The organism is Metabacillus sp. KJ11-3 (assembly GCF_055808295.1).
Genome location: NZ_CM147865.1, coordinates 3,321,643 through 3,336,510, shown reverse-complemented (window position 1 = coordinate 3,336,510; position 14,868 = coordinate 3,321,643). Strand labels below are relative to the sequence as shown.

The 14,868-nt window shown below is 34.5% G+C and carries 15 protein-coding genes and 1 pseudogene; 8 read left to right on the top strand and 8 right to left on the bottom strand.

Going from position 1 to position 14,868, the window contains the following annotated elements; genetic code table 11:
- Positions 1–31: 31 nt before the first annotated feature.
- From AC0L8O_RS16765 to AC0L8O_RS16755, 3 genes are all read left to right on the top strand, one after another.
- The gene (locus AC0L8O_RS16765; RefSeq protein WP_473443919.1) at positions 32–1,615 is read left to right on the top strand and encodes a glycoside hydrolase family 43 protein; all 1,584 of its coding nucleotides are present in this window, start codon (positions 32–34) and stop codon (positions 1,613–1,615) included.
- Between the two features lie 58 nt (positions 1,616–1,673).
- A complete protein-coding gene (locus AC0L8O_RS16760) occupies positions 1,674–2,813 on the top strand; it encodes a family 8 glycosyl hydrolase (RefSeq protein ID WP_473443917.1) in 1,140 nt (379 codons plus the stop codon).
- A gap of 419 nt (positions 2,814–3,232) precedes the next feature.
- Positions 3,233–4,324, top strand: coding sequence for an NAD(P)-dependent alcohol dehydrogenase (locus tag AC0L8O_RS16755; protein WP_026559773.1), 1,092 nt, complete (start codon positions 3,233–3,235; stop codon positions 4,322–4,324).
- 265 nt (positions 4,325–4,589) lie between these two features.
- Here the strand turns inward: AC0L8O_RS16755 and AC0L8O_RS16750 are convergent, their stop codons facing one another.
- The 3 genes from AC0L8O_RS16750 to AC0L8O_RS16740 all read right to left on the bottom strand — a co-directional run bounded on the left by AC0L8O_RS16750 (position 4,590) and on the right by AC0L8O_RS16740 (position 7,213).
- On the bottom strand, positions 4,590–5,507 hold the full coding sequence (locus tag AC0L8O_RS16750) for an aldo/keto reductase (protein WP_473443915.1): 918 nt from the start codon (positions 5,505–5,507) through the stop codon (positions 4,590–4,592).
- A 402-nt stretch (positions 5,508–5,909) separates the two neighbouring features.
- Positions 5,910–6,131, bottom strand: a complete 222-nt coding sequence (locus AC0L8O_RS16745; protein ID WP_026559775.1) for a hypothetical protein — start codon at positions 6,129–6,131, stop codon at positions 5,910–5,912.
- Positions 6,132–6,400: 269 nt separating this feature from the next.
- Positions 6,401–7,213, bottom strand: coding sequence for a magnesium transporter CorA family protein (locus AC0L8O_RS16740; protein WP_473443913.1), 813 nt, complete (start codon positions 7,211–7,213; stop codon positions 6,401–6,403).
- Between the two features lie 189 nt (positions 7,214–7,402).
- Between AC0L8O_RS16740 and AC0L8O_RS16735 the strand changes: the two are divergent.
- A pseudogene (locus tag AC0L8O_RS16735) lies at positions 7,403–7,669 on the top strand (KGG domain-containing protein); the annotation flags it as partial.
- A 107-nt stretch (positions 7,670–7,776) separates the two neighbouring features.
- On the opposite strand, the gene AC0L8O_RS16730 reads toward AC0L8O_RS16735, so the two are convergent.
- The 4 genes from AC0L8O_RS16730 to AC0L8O_RS16715 form a co-directional block, all read right to left on the bottom strand.
- Positions 7,777–8,235 (bottom strand): hypothetical protein, encoded by a 459-nt coding sequence (locus tag AC0L8O_RS16730; protein WP_026559778.1) that lies wholly within the window; start codon positions 8,233–8,235, stop codon positions 7,777–7,779.
- 352 nt (positions 8,236–8,587) lie between these two features.
- Complete coding sequence (locus AC0L8O_RS16725; protein WP_473443911.1) at positions 8,588–9,022, bottom strand: hypothetical protein; 435 nt, start codon at positions 9,020–9,022, stop codon at positions 8,588–8,590.
- Positions 9,023–9,287: 265 nt separating this feature from the next.
- On the bottom strand, positions 9,288–10,157 hold the full coding sequence (locus AC0L8O_RS16720) for a formate/nitrite transporter family protein (protein ID WP_473443909.1): 870 nt from the start codon (positions 10,155–10,157) through the stop codon (positions 9,288–9,290).
- An 88-nt stretch (positions 10,158–10,245) separates the two neighbouring features.
- Complete coding sequence (locus AC0L8O_RS16715; RefSeq protein WP_026559780.1) at positions 10,246–10,734, bottom strand: site-2 protease family protein; 489 nt, start codon at positions 10,732–10,734, stop codon at positions 10,246–10,248.
- Positions 10,735–10,958: 224 nt separating this feature from the next.
- Here AC0L8O_RS16715 and AC0L8O_RS16710 point away from each other — a divergent pair, with 224 nt between their 5' ends.
- Positions 10,959–11,126: a hypothetical protein gene (locus AC0L8O_RS16710; RefSeq protein WP_198025697.1), complete on the top strand. Its 168-nt coding sequence runs from the start codon at positions 10,959–10,961 to the stop codon at positions 11,124–11,126.
- A 342-nt stretch (positions 11,127–11,468) separates the two neighbouring features.
- Complete coding sequence (locus AC0L8O_RS16705) at positions 11,469–11,783, top strand: hypothetical protein (protein ID WP_368658811.1); 315 nt, start codon at positions 11,469–11,471, stop codon at positions 11,781–11,783.
- A 43-nt stretch (positions 11,784–11,826) separates the two neighbouring features.
- On the opposite strand, the gene AC0L8O_RS16700 is transcribed toward AC0L8O_RS16705, so the two are convergent.
- The gene (locus tag AC0L8O_RS16700; protein ID WP_473448963.1) at positions 11,827–13,125 is read right to left on the bottom strand and encodes a Glu/Leu/Phe/Val family dehydrogenase; all 1,299 of its coding nucleotides are present in this window, start codon (positions 13,123–13,125) and stop codon (positions 11,827–11,829) included.
- 568 nt (positions 13,126–13,693) lie between these two features.
- Between AC0L8O_RS16700 and AC0L8O_RS16695 the strand changes: the two genes are divergently transcribed.
- The gene (locus tag AC0L8O_RS16695; protein ID WP_026559782.1) at positions 13,694–13,948 is read left to right on the top strand and encodes a GlsB/YeaQ/YmgE family stress response membrane protein; all 255 of its coding nucleotides are present in this window, start codon (positions 13,694–13,696) and stop codon (positions 13,946–13,948) included.
- 65 nt (positions 13,949–14,013) lie between these two features.
- Positions 14,014–14,781, top strand: coding sequence for a YqcI/YcgG family protein (locus AC0L8O_RS16690; protein ID WP_473443906.1), 768 nt, complete (start codon positions 14,014–14,016; stop codon positions 14,779–14,781).
- Positions 14,782–14,868: the final 87 nt, after the last annotated feature.

Genomic DNA, 14,868 nt, shown 5'->3' with positions numbered 1-14,868 from the left:
TCTTAATTCTAAGAGAAGGAGATGTGAAGAAATGAAGTATCTAAATCCGGTTATATCTGGATTTTATCCAGATCCAAGTATCGTAAAAGTAGGAGATGATGATTTTTACTTAGTAACAAGCTCCTTTGAATATTTTCCTGCAATACCGATTTTTCATAGTAATGATCTTCTTAATTGGAAACAAATCGGTAGTGTGTTAACGAGAGACAGTCAGGTTAATTTAAGAAATAGTAGAAGTTCCGGTGGTTTATATGCACCTACGTTACGATATCATGATGGAACATTTTATATGATTTCGACTGATGTATCAGGTACTGGTAATTTTTATGTCACAGCAACTGATCCAAAAGGTCCTTGGTCAGATCCAATTAAAATTCCATATGGAAATATTGATCCTTCCTTAATGTTTGATGATGATGGAAAAGTCTATGTAACCGTTCAAAATGGAGCTGGATACGAGTCTCATATTATTCAATATGAAATCGATATTCATACAGGCAAGGCCTTAACTTCTCCAATTGTTATATCTCATGGTGATGGAGGACAATGGACCGAAGCCCCGCACCTATATAAAATAAGAGGAATCTATTATTTACTCTGTGCATGCGGAGGCACAGGCGAAGACCACAGGGCGATCATATCTAAAAGCAGCAAACCTTATGGACCTTTTGAAATGTTAAACAAGCCTATCTTAACACATAATCAAATGAATGATCATCCAATACAAAACATTGGGCATGCCGACTTTGTTGAAGATCAAAATGGGAACTGGTGGGCTGTGTTTTTAGGAACACGACCTGTGAATCAAAAATATACAATTATGGGGAGAGAAACGTTTTTAGCACCTATAACTTGGACTGAAGATGGCTGGCCAATGATTGATAATAATGAAGGTAGTGTATCAGGTGTTATGGAAACAACGAAGCTTTCCGGAGAATCTACTCTTAAGGAGAATTTTTTAGATCATGATGATTTTGAACAAGATGTATTAGATTTGACATGGTTTTATCTTAGAGCAAAAAGTGAGGAAAACTATTCCTTATCTGAACGAAAAAGTTGGTTGTCATTGATTGGTGGACCTGATCATTTGAGTGATGAAAAAGGAGTTCCTACATTTATTTGTAAACCACAAAAACATAGTAAAATGGAATTTAGTACATTGCTAGAGTTTGATCCAAAAAATAATGGTGAAGAAGCCGGCTTGTCAGTTCGATTAAATGAAAAAGCACATTATGAGATAGCTGTTAAACAATTAAATGGAGAAAAAGTAGTTGTTGCATTAAAAACGATTCAAGGACATACAGAAGAAATTGCACGTTGTATGATTCGAAACTCAACAGTTCAATTAAAGATAAAATCAGATAATCAAGATTATCATTTTCAATATGCAGAAGAAGGGGAAGAGTGGAAGAACCTTGGAAAATCTCCACTGGCCCACTTATCCAAAGAGGAAAATGGAGGATTTGGAGGTGTATTTACCGGTGTCTGTCTTGGAGTGTATGCAACAGGGAATGGAAAAGAAAGTAGAACACCTGCATTCTTTGATTGGGTTCACTATAAAGGGGAAAATGAAATAACTAGTTTAATAGATCGTAAACTTGAAATAAAGGGATAAAATTTCTAAAAAACTTTGTTTGTATAATAACCAAACAATAGGTGGGAGGAAATGATAGATGAACACGGCAATTCTATATAACAGAACATATAGAAATGTTTTTCGAGAATATGGATATTCTGACGAATTGATTAATGAAAGAGTACAGGATACATGGAATAAACTTTTTTCAGAGCAGCATTCTGAAACTCAAATTTATTATCAAGTTGGAAATGATGAAGGATACATGCTTGACACGGGAAATTTGGATGTCCGTACAGAAGGTATGTCATACGGAATGATGATGGCCGTCCAAATGGATCAAAAAGATATATTTGACCGTCTTTGGAAGTGGACATATCGAAATATGTATATGTCAGAAGGAGAGAATGCAGGATATTTTGCTTGGTCTTGTCATACAGATGGTTCAAAGCGCTCTCATGGACCGGCACCAGATGGAGAGGAATATTTTGCCTTGGCCTTATTTTTTGCTTCACATCGTTGGGGTGACAGCGACGGAATCTTTAACTATGGACAACAAGCAAGGGATTTACTAAGAACCTGTCTTCATAAGGGAGAAGATGGAGAAGGTTTTCCGATGTGGAACCCTGAGAATAAATTGATAAAGTTTGTTCCGAATGTTGAATTTTCTGATCCTTCCTATCATTTACCACATTTTTATGAGTTGTTTTCATTATGGGCATTTCCAGAAGATCGACAGTTCTGGAAAGATGCTGCTATTGCAAGTAGACAGTATCTAAAAATTGCCTGTCATCCTGTTACAGGCTTAGCTCCTGAGTATGCATATTATGATGGAACACCAAATAATGAAAATGGTTATGGACATTTTTTCAGTGATTCTTACCGAGTAGCTTGCAACATTGGATTGGATTATGAATGGTTTAAAGATGAACAAACTCCGATAGAAATAAATGAAAGAATTCAGCAGTTTTTTGCCGATAAAGAGCCTGCAGATTATCGACGATACAAAATTTCCGGGGAATCCTTTGAGGAAAAATCACTTCATCCTGTGGGGCTTCTAGCGTCTAATGCTATGGCATCACTATCTACAACAGGTCCTAATGCAAGGAAATGTGTAGAATTATTTTGGAATACACCAGTGCGTACTGGGAATCGTCGTTATTATGACAATTGTTTATACTTTTTTAGTTTATTAGCCTTGAGCGGAAATTTTAAAATATGGGTGCCTGAAGAGTGATGATCTATTGTATTTTTTAATGTTTTTACATAGTTAAAATTCATATTCTAGTGAGAAGCTTCAGTTCCTTTGTAGGTAAGGAATTGAAGCTTTTTTTATCGCTAATAGTTGCATTATGAAAAAGTTAGTGGACATAGTGATTCATTTTCTAAAGCTGTGGAACTTCAAAAAAGGAATTACTTATAATTTAAAAAGAAAAGTCATTCAAAAAATATTTATACATATCATTCTAAGGCTATAGCTAAGCTGAAATGATCATTGAATAGTTTTATTTTATAAGGGACAAAATTACTTTAAATAAATAATAAGAAGGATTCTTTATTAAATAAAAAATTCTCAGCAACATGTGGATGTTAAGATGCTTTGAATTTAGGCAGAAATCAATCTAGGCAAATTATGAAATATGGAGTTGACATCATATGAAAATTAAAGCAGCTGTTACACATGGTAAGGGAGAAAATTTTAAAATTGAAGAAGTGGAATTAGCTGAACCAAAAGCAAATGAGGTCTTAATTAAAATCGTTGCTTCTGGGGTATGCCATACAGATGCAGTAGCACGTGACCTTGGACTTACACCATATCCAGTAGTATTAGGACATGAAGGGTCTGGAATTGTTGAAAAAGTAGGAGATGGAGTTAAAACGATTCAAGAGGGAGATCATGTTGTTTTATCATTTGCTTCTTGTGGTCATTGTGAAAACTGTTTGACAGGTCATCCAACTGTGTGTACTGAGTTTAATGACTTAAATTTTGGTGGCAAAATGGAAGATGACACACATCGATTACAACAACAGGGTCAAGAACTTTCAACATTCTTTGGTCAATCTTCTTTTGGTACATATGCAGTTGCAAATGAAAGAAATGTTGTCAAGGTAGACAAGGATGTTGACTTAGCCTTATTAGGTCCATTAGGTTGTGGAATCCAAACAGGTAGTGGAACAGTATTAAATAGACTTAAACCCGAATTTGGAACATCCATTGCTATTTATGGTACTGGGGCAGTTGGATTGAGTGCGGTTATGGCAGCTAAGATAACGGGCTGTAAAAATATTATTGCTATTGATATCCATGACAGTCGTTTAGAGGTTGCAAAAGAATTGGGGGCAACACATGTAATTAATAGTAAAAACGCTGACGTAGTTGAATCAATTAAACAAATTACAAATGGCGGTGCCCATTATGGTCTTGAGACTACAGGTGTACCAGTAGTTGTCCGCCAAGGTCTTCGAGCACTTCGACCACTTGGTCAATTAGCGATTGTAGGTGTAACTCCTGAGATGAATATTAATGTTCATGAAGAGATTATGGCAGAAGGAAAAACAATGGTTGGAGTTATAGAAGGAGATGCTGTACCACAATTATTTATTCCTGAATTAGTTGAATACTACAAAAACGGAATGTTTCCATTTGACAAATTAGTGAAATTTTATGATTTTAATGAGTTAAACGAAGCATTTGAAGATTCTAAGAAAGGTTTAGCCATCAAACCAATTGTGAAAATAGGTAAGTAAGATTTCACCTAAATTGTTGCGACGAGTATTTTCGTGAGTACAGATAAGAAAGAAGAATGTTTAAACAAGCCACCCATTAATGAAAATTAAGGGTGCTTTGTTTGTTTTTGCGTAGGAAACTATAAAATTCTTTGTACTGTGGATAAGTCTAGGCATCCAACTCTAGGGTCTAGCCATTTAGAAAATGAAGGCAAAGAACACCTTCATTTCTAAATCGTCTTATTTGCCCGAGGTTGATCAAGGCGCTTGCGCTATTGTTTTAGATTTAAGGCAAAACATTGCCTGCTGCTCGAAAAATTTCATACCATTCTTCGCGCGAAAGATGAATTTCACTTGCCTTACAGCAATCTTTTAATCTGTTTATGTTCATCGTACCGATGACTGGTTGCATATTTGCTGGATGGCGTAATAACCAACCAATTGCAATAGTCGTATTGCTAACTTCATATTTGTCAGCAATTTCATTAATCTTTTGATTCAATTCCGGGAATTTGTCGTTTCCAAGGAATACGCCTTCAAAGAATCCATATTGAAAAGGAGACCAAGGCTGAATCGTGATATCGTTTAGTCTGCAGTAATCTAGAATGCTGCCATCTCTATTAATTGCAGAATTATTCTCCATGTTCACATTAAAACCATTTGAGATCATGTTTGCGTTCGTAATACTTAATTGAAGCTGATTTGCCACAATCGGTTGTTTAACTGATTTTTTTAGAAGTTCAATTTGCATAGGGTTTTGGTTGGAAACACCGAAATTACGTACTTTACCTGAACTTTCAAGTGTATCAAAAGCCTCTGCTACTTCTTCTGGCTCTACTAATGTATCTGGACGGTGTAAAAGAAGAACATCTAGATAATCGGTATTCAATCGTTTTAGAATGCCGTCCACAGATTCTAAAATATGTTCTTTTGAAAAATCGAACATTCCTTTTCGTATACCACATTTTGATTGTAGAATGATTTTCTCACGAATATCATCATTCATATGAATCGCATCTGCAAAGATTTCTTCACACTCTCCACCGCCGTATATATCAGCATGATCGAAGAAGTTAGCACCTAATTCCAGTGCAGTTTGAACAAAGTGCTCTGCTTCGTTTTTTTCAAGTGAATTAATCCGCATACATCCGACAGCGACGACTGGTACTTCTAATATGCTGTTTCCGAGTTTAATCGTTTTCATTAATATAATTCTCCTTATTTTGTAATTGGCCCTTTATTGAGAGTCAGCTACATATTGTGATCAGGGAGTCTTAATAAATTTCATCTTTGCCCCTATATTTATTTTAATAAAATAGGAGACTGATTTACAGTACTGAAATTTTTTTTAGATACTTACTCTAACTTTACTTACTATAAAAAATTTCTTTCATTTAAATGGTGCATTGTATCCTGATCTTATGTAATTGGGAAAATTAGTTCTCCGTTTACCATTAAGTGAAGGTATCCAAAAGGACAAACTTTCTTGCCATAAATCAATAAGGAGCTGGTCAGAATATTAAGTACCATCTGACCAGCTCCCAAATGTTTTTACTTTATCGAGCTATTATTCACGCTAATGAATTTATTATTTTGCTCCTTTTTACTAGTAACGAACATAGTCATGTTTGTCCCTTTCTAAAGAGAAATACTCAAAGCACTGGGGGCATTGATGATAATCATCATGATTTATCAACTGTAATACTTGTTCATCACTATTAGATTCCTCTAAGTGTTTATGTAAAATCTTATGATGGTTACAGCCATCGGTAATGAAAGCTGTCCGATGTACAATTAATTTGGAATGATCTATGAAATATTTTGACATAGATGAAACTCCTTTTTTTATCGGCTTAAATAAGATTTTAGCATAATGATATTACATATAGATTACAATAAAATGGCAAATATGTTAAAAGGATACATCCGGGATATCGAAATACAACATGAAACGAATTTCACTTGAAAAACGATCCTTTTTTTCTGCCTTTTAAAAGGTCACCAGTCCAGCCTTTCATTTTTAAGTAACCGTAAAGTGCTAGAGTTGAAACAATGATAAGTACAAAGGAGAGTAAATAGCCATATTTCCATTCGAGCTCAGTGCATATTCTTGAAATTCATCCCCCATAATGCCCCTAAAGCCATTACCGGAGTAAAGATTGTTGTCATAACGGTTAATGTTTTCATAATTTCATTCCCTCGATGGGAAGAAATGACTTCTTCTAAATTAATTATTGAATCAATTTCAGTTTCATATTCGTTAATTAGAACCAGTGCTCTATCAATCCGTTTGCCCGTTCGATTGAAAATAATTTTATCATTTATTCCTTCATCAAAATAGATTTCCTCTATTCCCATTTTCAGTTCCTTCAATGGAATGGATAGATTTTTCCAGAGCAGAAGTTCATGTCTGCGCATATATATTTTATCGAGAATGCTTGTTTTATTTTTCTTACTCACATTCCAAATTAGTTCGTTTAACTTCTCTTCGAATAGATCAATACCGTATAACATTTCATTCATAAGTTCTCCAAGAATGGTTAAAAATCCATCAACAGCGTTTTCGGTCTTTTCTATTTGTCCAAATAATAATTCCTGGCTTATATGTTTAAGTGAGGATAGGTCAAGGTTAACGGTAATCAATTGATCATTTGTCATAAAAAAATGACAGATTTTATGATCTAATTCATCCTCAAAGTTTTGTTCGTAAATCAGCGAACCTTTTACAACTTTTTTTCCATTTTCTAATATAACTGTTCTTAAGCAATTTGTTTTATCTTCCTGTATGTGATCAAGCCATTCCTTATTAAAGGGACAGTACTCTTTATGTATAACATGTTTTATTTTTTCAATCTCGTTTTTCTCAAATTGATGCCATTTCCAGTTATCAGGACCAATAGTTGTTAGCATAATATCACCTTACTTAAAGTTATTATCTAGTAAATTCCCCATTATAGAATGTACAAAACTAGTTATAAAGTTGTGAAGTAGATTTCTAGACTTTATTTAATAATAGAGGTTTACTTTCCTATCAAAGCGGTTATAGTTCACTAAGTCCGAAAGGACAACATATTTTACTTATTCGAGGAGGAATTGAAAATGGCTAAAAACGATGATAAAAAAATGACGGTAGAAGAAGCTGGTAGAAAAGGTGGAGAAGCCACTTCAAAGAATCACGATAAGGAATTTTATCAAGAGATTGGCCGAAAAGGCGGAGAAGCTACTTCAGAGAACCATGATAAAGAGTTCTATCAAGAAATTGGTAAAAAAGGCGGAGAAGCTACTTCTGAAAACCACGATAAAGAGTTTTACCAAGAGATTGGTGAAAAAGGTGGAGAAGCACGCAGTAAACAACGAGAAAATGATTAATTTTATTTAATGGTATCAAATAAAACAAAGAGAACTCAGAATAGAAGCCTATACAATCTTATAGGCTTCTATTTTGAGTTCCGATGTATACAATCAATCTTGAATTAAACTGCGTAATATTTGTTCATTTCGCTATAATAATATTCTAAAGAATGGTGTTTTATATAATTGAAAAAAGGGGCCGGAATATTTGGTACTAGTCTTTTTGCCTTTTTCCACGCTTGAAACTCAATAAGGAAGTCTATTTGTCTTCTTTGTAGCGGCTCCTTTGTTTTCTCATGCAATTCAATCAAAGCTAAAAGAGATTGATCAGTTGCGTGTCCGAATTCATGAGCAAGAATGACAGCAGTGTAATCGAGGAATACATTTTTGCCGGGGAATAATAACTCGCACTGTTTTTTTATTTCATCTACATATAATGTAATGGCATGCTCTTGCAGGTTGTACTTCCCGCCAATATTTCGATTCAAAGGACATCTATCTTCTATTTTAACTGTTACGAAACGGTCAGACAATTTTAACAGTTCATCAACAATAAACTTAATTTTATTTTGTTCTGTCACTTTATTTTCCCTCATTTAGTTCGTTTAGTTAAGTATATGTAATCCATATATTAATTATGATTTTTCCCATCTCCAAGACTTATGATAGGTGTGTGTTATTCAAGTGGTTTAGGAATATTTAATTGTAACTTATAGAATTCATTATATATACGTAATTGGGAAAAAAACAGAAAAACTTATATGAACGTTACTATGAGGTTTTCATTTTCTGAATGAAAAAAGCTCGTAGACCTACCTGAATATCAGGCATTGTCTACAAGCAGAAATTGAATTCTATAGCAGTTAATTAATAATCTTTATCATGCCAACTTATGTAATACCATACTTTCTAAAAGGTTTTTCTATAAATGGTTTACCATATCCAGCTAAACCATTTATTTTTGTTATCATCAACCCAACTATAATCCTTCTTATCATACCACCCGTGTTTATCGTCCCAACCATAATCATGTCCGTCATTTCGGTCTTTATCCTTCCAGCAGTACCAATCTTTCCATATATCTATGGATTCTATACAACGGTTGTTTTTCCCTTTTTTACAGCCATCCCAATGACCCCAATTATGCTTATCCTTATTCGGGCCTTTCCACTCATCATCCCAATCATCTTTATCATTACCCCAAGAGTACTTTTCGCCAGTTCCATTAAAGAAACTAAAAATGGATTCAAAAAAGTTTTGATCCGTGTATGTATTTCCATAAGTTGCAAATGCTGAGGTAGGAATAGCTAAAGCACTAACAAGCAAGAAAATGATCACTACATTTTTGACCATACCACATTTCATCATTTCACCTCCATATGCATTCAAAAATAAGCATATATATCTATTAATATATGTTCTTATTATAGCACAAATGTAATCTTTATAACGAAAACAAGTGGACTCTCTAAGAAAAATTTATCATTGGAAATGACAATAAAGGGGAGTTAATACCTAATCACACGCTTTAATTTGGTGTGGGAAGCTAATTCATGTAGTTAGTCACGTAAGATCTATATGCTGAAAGATTAAACAAATAAACCTCTCAGCAAAGGAGAGGTTTTGAATTGATTTATTTATTTTCGTATTCCTCTTCAAGTACTTCTTCATCAATATCTTCTTTAAAAGCAAACGATAATAAAAGTGAAACTAATATCCCTCCGCCAATTAAATTTCCTATAGAGGCGGGGATAATATTAAAAAATATTAATTGAAACCAATTATACTCAAAGCCTTCTAACAAAGTAATGCTGAAATATCCCATATTGGCTACCGCGTGTTGGAAATTACCAGCTTCAAAAATAATGACAGGAAGGAAAATACCCAATATTTTTCCTGATACATCTCTTGCAGCTGTCCCTAAAACCGCAGCAATCCCAATTAACCAGTTAGCTAGAATACCTGAAAAAAGAACTTGGAACCATCCCCATGTTCCGCGCTCAGTGAATTGCATTTTTTTCTCCATAAAAACGAGAAGACCTTCATAAAATTCTTTATCCAATGAACCTGAAAGATTAAGTAAAAAGCCGACAAAAAGAGCGCCAAGGAAATTCCCAATATAACAAACCAGCCAGAACTGTAATACCTTTTTGCTTAGAGAGTAATGACTATGCAATATGTAACTTGGCAGTAAAACATTAATTTCTGTAAAAAGAATGGATCCTGATAAAAAAATCATAGCATATCCAATGGCAAAACCAATACCTGATAAAAGATGAAAATAACCTGCTTTCTCAATATTACTGGACAGTAAAACGGAAGCGAGGGCACCGAATGAAATAAATGCTCCTGCCATAATTGAAAGAATAAATTGTGCACGTCTTGTCATTTGTAGTGAATCTTTTCCTTTTAAAATAAAGGACTCGATAATTTGTTCAGGAAAATAATATTGTCTGTTAGGGTACTGACTTTCTTGTTGTTTGTTTTGTTTTTTATTTTTCATAGCAACCACCAATGTTTTTTCTAAACAGTTTCCCTAAATAAGAAACGCTAAACATGGTTGAATACGATTGAATCTTTACATTTTAATGTTAATTAATAGGATCTTTTTCTAAGGGTTTATTAAAAATGATGTTTAAGACGGCTTTGCCGTCACTTGGACAACCATTTACGAATTGGGCCGGAAATAGAGAAAAAAACACATAATAAACAGAAAAGTAAACAAATTGATAGAGTATAAGACTAGGTTTAAGGGTCCCTTGAAGAATTAAACCATTAACAAGAAAAATGGCTGATATGTTAAAGATAGAACCACCTAGAAATATTAGCACCTTTTTGACTTTTCCATTTTTTTTATGATGTAATTCCTTATATTCACACCAACCATCAACAAAATAGACCTTACGGATACAAAAGGGACCTACCTTGCAAAGTGTTTTTCCTGTACCTATATGAATATCTACATGACATCCTAATAGCTTTGCGAAAAATAAATGACCGCTCTGATGAATGATGGTAACGACAGGTAGTACTAAGAAAAGGGAAAGAAAGAATTTTCCCATGTCTTCAAATCCGAACATGAATACTCCCCCAATATGATTAACGTTTTCTTAATCTGTCTCATACCCGTCCACCTTTTTATAAAACATAAATGCAAACCCATTCATAGAAAAAATAGTCTATCGTTTCAGTAGATTAAATGAATAGGTACATATGATTAAGAGATTTAAATTTCTTTTTTATGTTTGAATGCATTTCAAGAAGGGTAAAACCTACCTAACATACTTAGAAGGAGGAATTAATAATGGATAATAGTTGGAAGAAAAAATTAATTGTTGGTGGTATGGCTGCTATTTTAACTTTAGGAGGCCTTGCTGGATGTGCTGATGGAGTTGATCAAGATAATGGTCCTAGTGATGGAGAACAAAAGGATGATGTAGATAACGAAAATAAGAATCCAGAAACAGAATAAGTATGGAAGTCCATTGAAGGGACAAAATCAGGGAATATAGTATGTTGCAAATCATGCAGTTCTGTAAAACTGGTTTTGTCCCTTTTGGTGTGAATGAAAGACAACTGGCAGTGGTACTTAGTTGTTATTGTCCTTCTTAGAGGTGATGGAAGACAACAGACAGTGGTACTTATTTTGTTTTGTCCTTCATAGTGGTGATGGAAGACAACTTGCAGTAGAACATAGTCGGTTTTGTCTTTTATTAAAACGATCAATAACAGAGCGTTTTGAGATGCCCAAGTTTCACATCAAATTGTTACTAACCATATGCCTAATAAAAAAAGTTGTCAAGGAGCGATTAAAATGTCAGAAAAATACTATGTATCCGTTGAAGTCGGGGATATTCAAGATTCCCCATTTGATGATCACTTTCATTATTATGAAATAGAGGCATCGAAGCAGCAACTGGAGGAAATTGAGAGTATCTTACAAGAGATCAAAATGACGGAATATGACCCAAAGCCAATTCTCACATCACTAAATGAAGAAAATGGTATAGAAGCACGAGAAGAGCAGCATCGTTTACTTACAAAGCTATATGAAAAAATTTATCATCTGGGAACAGTTGAAACAAAACAGGATATACGGTCCTTGAAAATATTAAACCAGCTTCATTAATATGAAGCTGGTTGTCTTATGGAGTTTAAATAAATTTATTCTCTTAACAATCAATCGGCATTTTCCAATTTTTAATCCACCCGCGGGCCTTCATGGCTTCTGCTAGTCTTCCAACTCCTACCAGATAGGCTGATTCTCGCATACTAACCTTTTTCTCTTCTTTCATCATATATACACTTTCAAATGCATGAACTAATTTCTCTTCGAGTTTTTCATTAATTTCATCTTCTTTCCAAAAATAGTTCATTGAATTTTGAACCCATTCAAAATAGGAAACGGTTACACCACCGGCGTTACATAATATATCCGGAATGACAAATATCCCTTTTTCCTCCATTACATGATTTCCTTCCGGTGTAGTTGGTCCATTAGCAGCTTCAGCTACGATCTTTGCTTTAATAGTAGGGGCGGTTTTACTTGTAATTTGGTTCTCTAATGCTGCCGGTACGAGAATATCACAATCCAGTGAAAACAGTTCCTTATTTGTAATATTCATACTATCTTTAAAACCTTTTACTGTTCCATTTTCATTAACATAGTCTATTAAGTTCATAACATCTAAACCATTTGGTGAATAAGCTCCACCTTTTGCATCCGTAATAGCGATCACTTTTACTCCATGTTGATGTAATAGTTTTGCAGTAATGGAACCAACATTTCCAAAACCTTGAATGACTGCGGTTAGGTTGTCAAGTTTGAGATTCAAACGTTTAGCTGCCTCAATAATAGAAATGACGACCCCGCGCCCGGTTGCTTCAATTCGTCCGGCTGACCCACCTATCACAATTGGTTTCCCTGTTATAAAGCCGGGAACACTACGTCCTGATAACCGATCAAATTCGTCCAGCATCCATCCCATGATTTGTTGATTTGTATTGACATCAGGAGCAGGGACATCTTTTGCAGGTCCAATAATAGGCTCTAATTCCCTGATATATCCTCGACTTAATTCCTCAAGCTCACGATTTGATAGTTCATGCGGATCGACAATAATTCCTCCTTTTCCACCTCCAAATGGTAAACCGATCAAGGCAGATTTTAAAGACATCCACATGGATAAGGCGATTACTTCATCCTCGGTAACGTTTTGATGGAATCGAACTCCGCCTTTTGTAGGGCCCAGTATATCAATATGTTGGGAACGAATACCGGTATAGCTTACATATTCACCATTATCTTTACGAATTGGAATCGAAACTTTCATTACTCTGGTCGGTTTTTTTAAAATCTCATAAACTCCTTTTGGTAGTTGTAATGATTCTGTTGCTCGTTCAATTAAACGTTTTGCGATTTCATACGGATTTGTAATATCGACACCGTTTTGTTGTTCTTTGGATGGCATTTCCGATCTGATTTCTGCAACAGGATCATTCCTAGTTCCTTCTTGAGATTCTTCATTTGTCGTCTTTGGTTTTTCTTCCATGATAAAATCCTTCGTGGGGTTCGGTTTACTTCCCATCATTAACTCCATCCTTTCCATTAATTTGTTTTATTTCTTTAATTAAATCCTAACCTCATTTTTTCTTAAAGATTATTTACCCTTAAACTTTAGATACTAAAACTAGTAAAGGAAAATAGAATAGTTGAAAATGAGTGAAAGTAGTTATTTTGAAAAAATAGGTTTATTACTTAAAAAAGTTGGTTATTGTTTTTATACGTCTAATAAAGGACAACATTTTAACTAGTATATTTCTTCAAAGGAGGAATGAAAGTGACTAAAAAGAATGTTAGGAAACTGATAGGAGAAGAAAGCAGGTCGTAAAGGTGGGGGAAAGGGTTAATTTTTAAAAAGAGAAAATAAATGAGTAACAAGTTTTTCTGAAAAAATATGCAAATGAAAGTTTATCAATTCGGACAATGGGTATCTACTAGTAAACACATTTTAAAAAATAAAAAAGGAGAGATGAAAAATGGGATTTCTTTGGGCATTAATTATAGGTGGAATTATTGGTTGGTTAGCAGGTCTAATTGCAGGAAGAGATATTCCAGGAGGGATTATTGGTAACATCATTGCCGGATTTATTGGAGCATGGCTCGGGTCTCTTTTATTGGGACAATGGGGTCCGGAAGCAGGAGGCTTCTATATTATTCCAGCTTTAATCGGAGCGATTGTTCTGGTATTTGTTGTTAGTTTTGTTATGAAGAGTATGCGAAAACATGCTTAATCTGAATAATCAATGAAAGAGGCTGCTTATATGCAGTCTCTTTGTTTAAAAATAGAAAGTTGTTTATGAATAAACTAATTATAGAAGGTGATGAAATGCAAACAAAAAAGAAGAGTTTATTGTTAACAAAGGAAGACATGGTAAACGATCAAATTGTTCCAGATTGGGTACTCAAAGAATATCAGACATTTCACTCAACAGTTACAGATCCTACTTTTCCGTGTTATTTTGGGATGAGTGCTGAGAATAAAGGGGAACTTCGTTACTCATACATTACACATGATAATTGGTCACAATTACCTGATACAATTAATAGCTTCATAGAATTATTTCAAGCACCTAAGCTTGTTCGGCATGGATTATTTCTTTTCGTAGAGCCGGAGGAGACGGAAAAATCAATTTCATATTACCGGAATTACTTTTGGAAAATCTTGCAATATCTACATAAACATGATGAAAGAGAGTGGCCGAAGGATATTCCGTACGATCCGGACCATCATTTATGGGCATTTTCGTTTGCGAATGAACCATTTTTTGTATTTGGAAATGCACCTGCGTACAAACAACGAAAAACAAGAAACTTAGGAAACAGCCTCATTTTAGGTTTTCAGCCACGCCGTATTTTTGAAGGGTTAGAAGGAACGTCCAAAGGAGGAGCGATGTCCAGAGAGAAAGTGAGAGAACGTGTGGAAAAATGGGATCAGCTTCCGAAACATCCAAACATAAGTCATTATGGTGATCCTGATCACAGGGAATGGAAACAATACTTTATTGGTGATGATGCAAAACCAATGACAGGAAAATGTCCATTCCACGAAGCTGCTAAAAATTAAAGAAAGGACGCCTTTTTCATTAAGAGGCGTCCTTATTTAAATGAAACAAAATAGAAAATAGCAGTGGGATTAGGATTACCACTGCTA

Excerpts from the sequence above, each read along its gene's own strand:
- AC0L8O_RS16765 (WP_473443919.1), top strand. The coding sequence starts at position 32 with ATGAAGTATCTAAATCCGGTTATATCTGGATTTTATCCAGATCCAAGT.
- AC0L8O_RS16760 (WP_473443917.1), top strand. The coding sequence starts at position 1,674 with ATGAACACGGCAATTCTATATAACAGAACATATAGAAATGTTTTTCGA.
- AC0L8O_RS16755 (WP_026559773.1), top strand. The coding sequence starts at position 3,233 with ATGAAAATTAAAGCAGCTGTTACACATGGTAAGGGAGAAAATTTTAAA.
- AC0L8O_RS16750 (WP_473443915.1), bottom strand. The coding sequence starts at position 5,507 with ATGAAAACGATTAAACTCGGAAACAGCATATTAGAAGTACCAGTCGTC.
- AC0L8O_RS16745 (WP_026559775.1), bottom strand. The coding sequence starts at position 6,131 with ATGTCAAAATATTTCATAGATCATTCCAAATTAATTGTACATCGGACA.
- AC0L8O_RS16740 (WP_473443913.1), bottom strand. The coding sequence starts at position 7,213 with ATGCTAACAACTATTGGTCCTGATAACTGGAAATGGCATCAATTTGAG.
- AC0L8O_RS16725 (WP_473443911.1), bottom strand. The coding sequence starts at position 9,022 with ATGATGAAATGTGGTATGGTCAAAAATGTAGTGATCATTTTCTTGCTT.
- AC0L8O_RS16720 (WP_473443909.1), bottom strand. The coding sequence starts at position 10,157 with ATGAAAAATAAAAAACAAAACAAACAACAAGAAAGTCAGTACCCTAAC.
- AC0L8O_RS16715 (WP_026559780.1), bottom strand. The coding sequence starts at position 10,734 with ATGTTCGGATTTGAAGACATGGGAAAATTCTTTCTTTCCCTTTTCTTA.
- AC0L8O_RS16710 (WP_198025697.1), top strand. The coding sequence starts at position 10,959 with ATGGATAATAGTTGGAAGAAAAAATTAATTGTTGGTGGTATGGCTGCT.
- AC0L8O_RS16705 (WP_368658811.1), top strand. The coding sequence starts at position 11,469 with ATGTCAGAAAAATACTATGTATCCGTTGAAGTCGGGGATATTCAAGAT.
- AC0L8O_RS16700 (WP_473448963.1), bottom strand. The coding sequence starts at position 13,125 with ATGCCATCCAAAGAACAACAAAACGGTGTCGATATTACAAATCCGTAT.
- AC0L8O_RS16695 (WP_026559782.1), top strand. The coding sequence starts at position 13,694 with ATGGGATTTCTTTGGGCATTAATTATAGGTGGAATTATTGGTTGGTTA.
- AC0L8O_RS16690 (WP_473443906.1), top strand. The coding sequence starts at position 14,014 with ATGAATAAACTAATTATAGAAGGTGATGAAATGCAAACAAAAAAGAAG.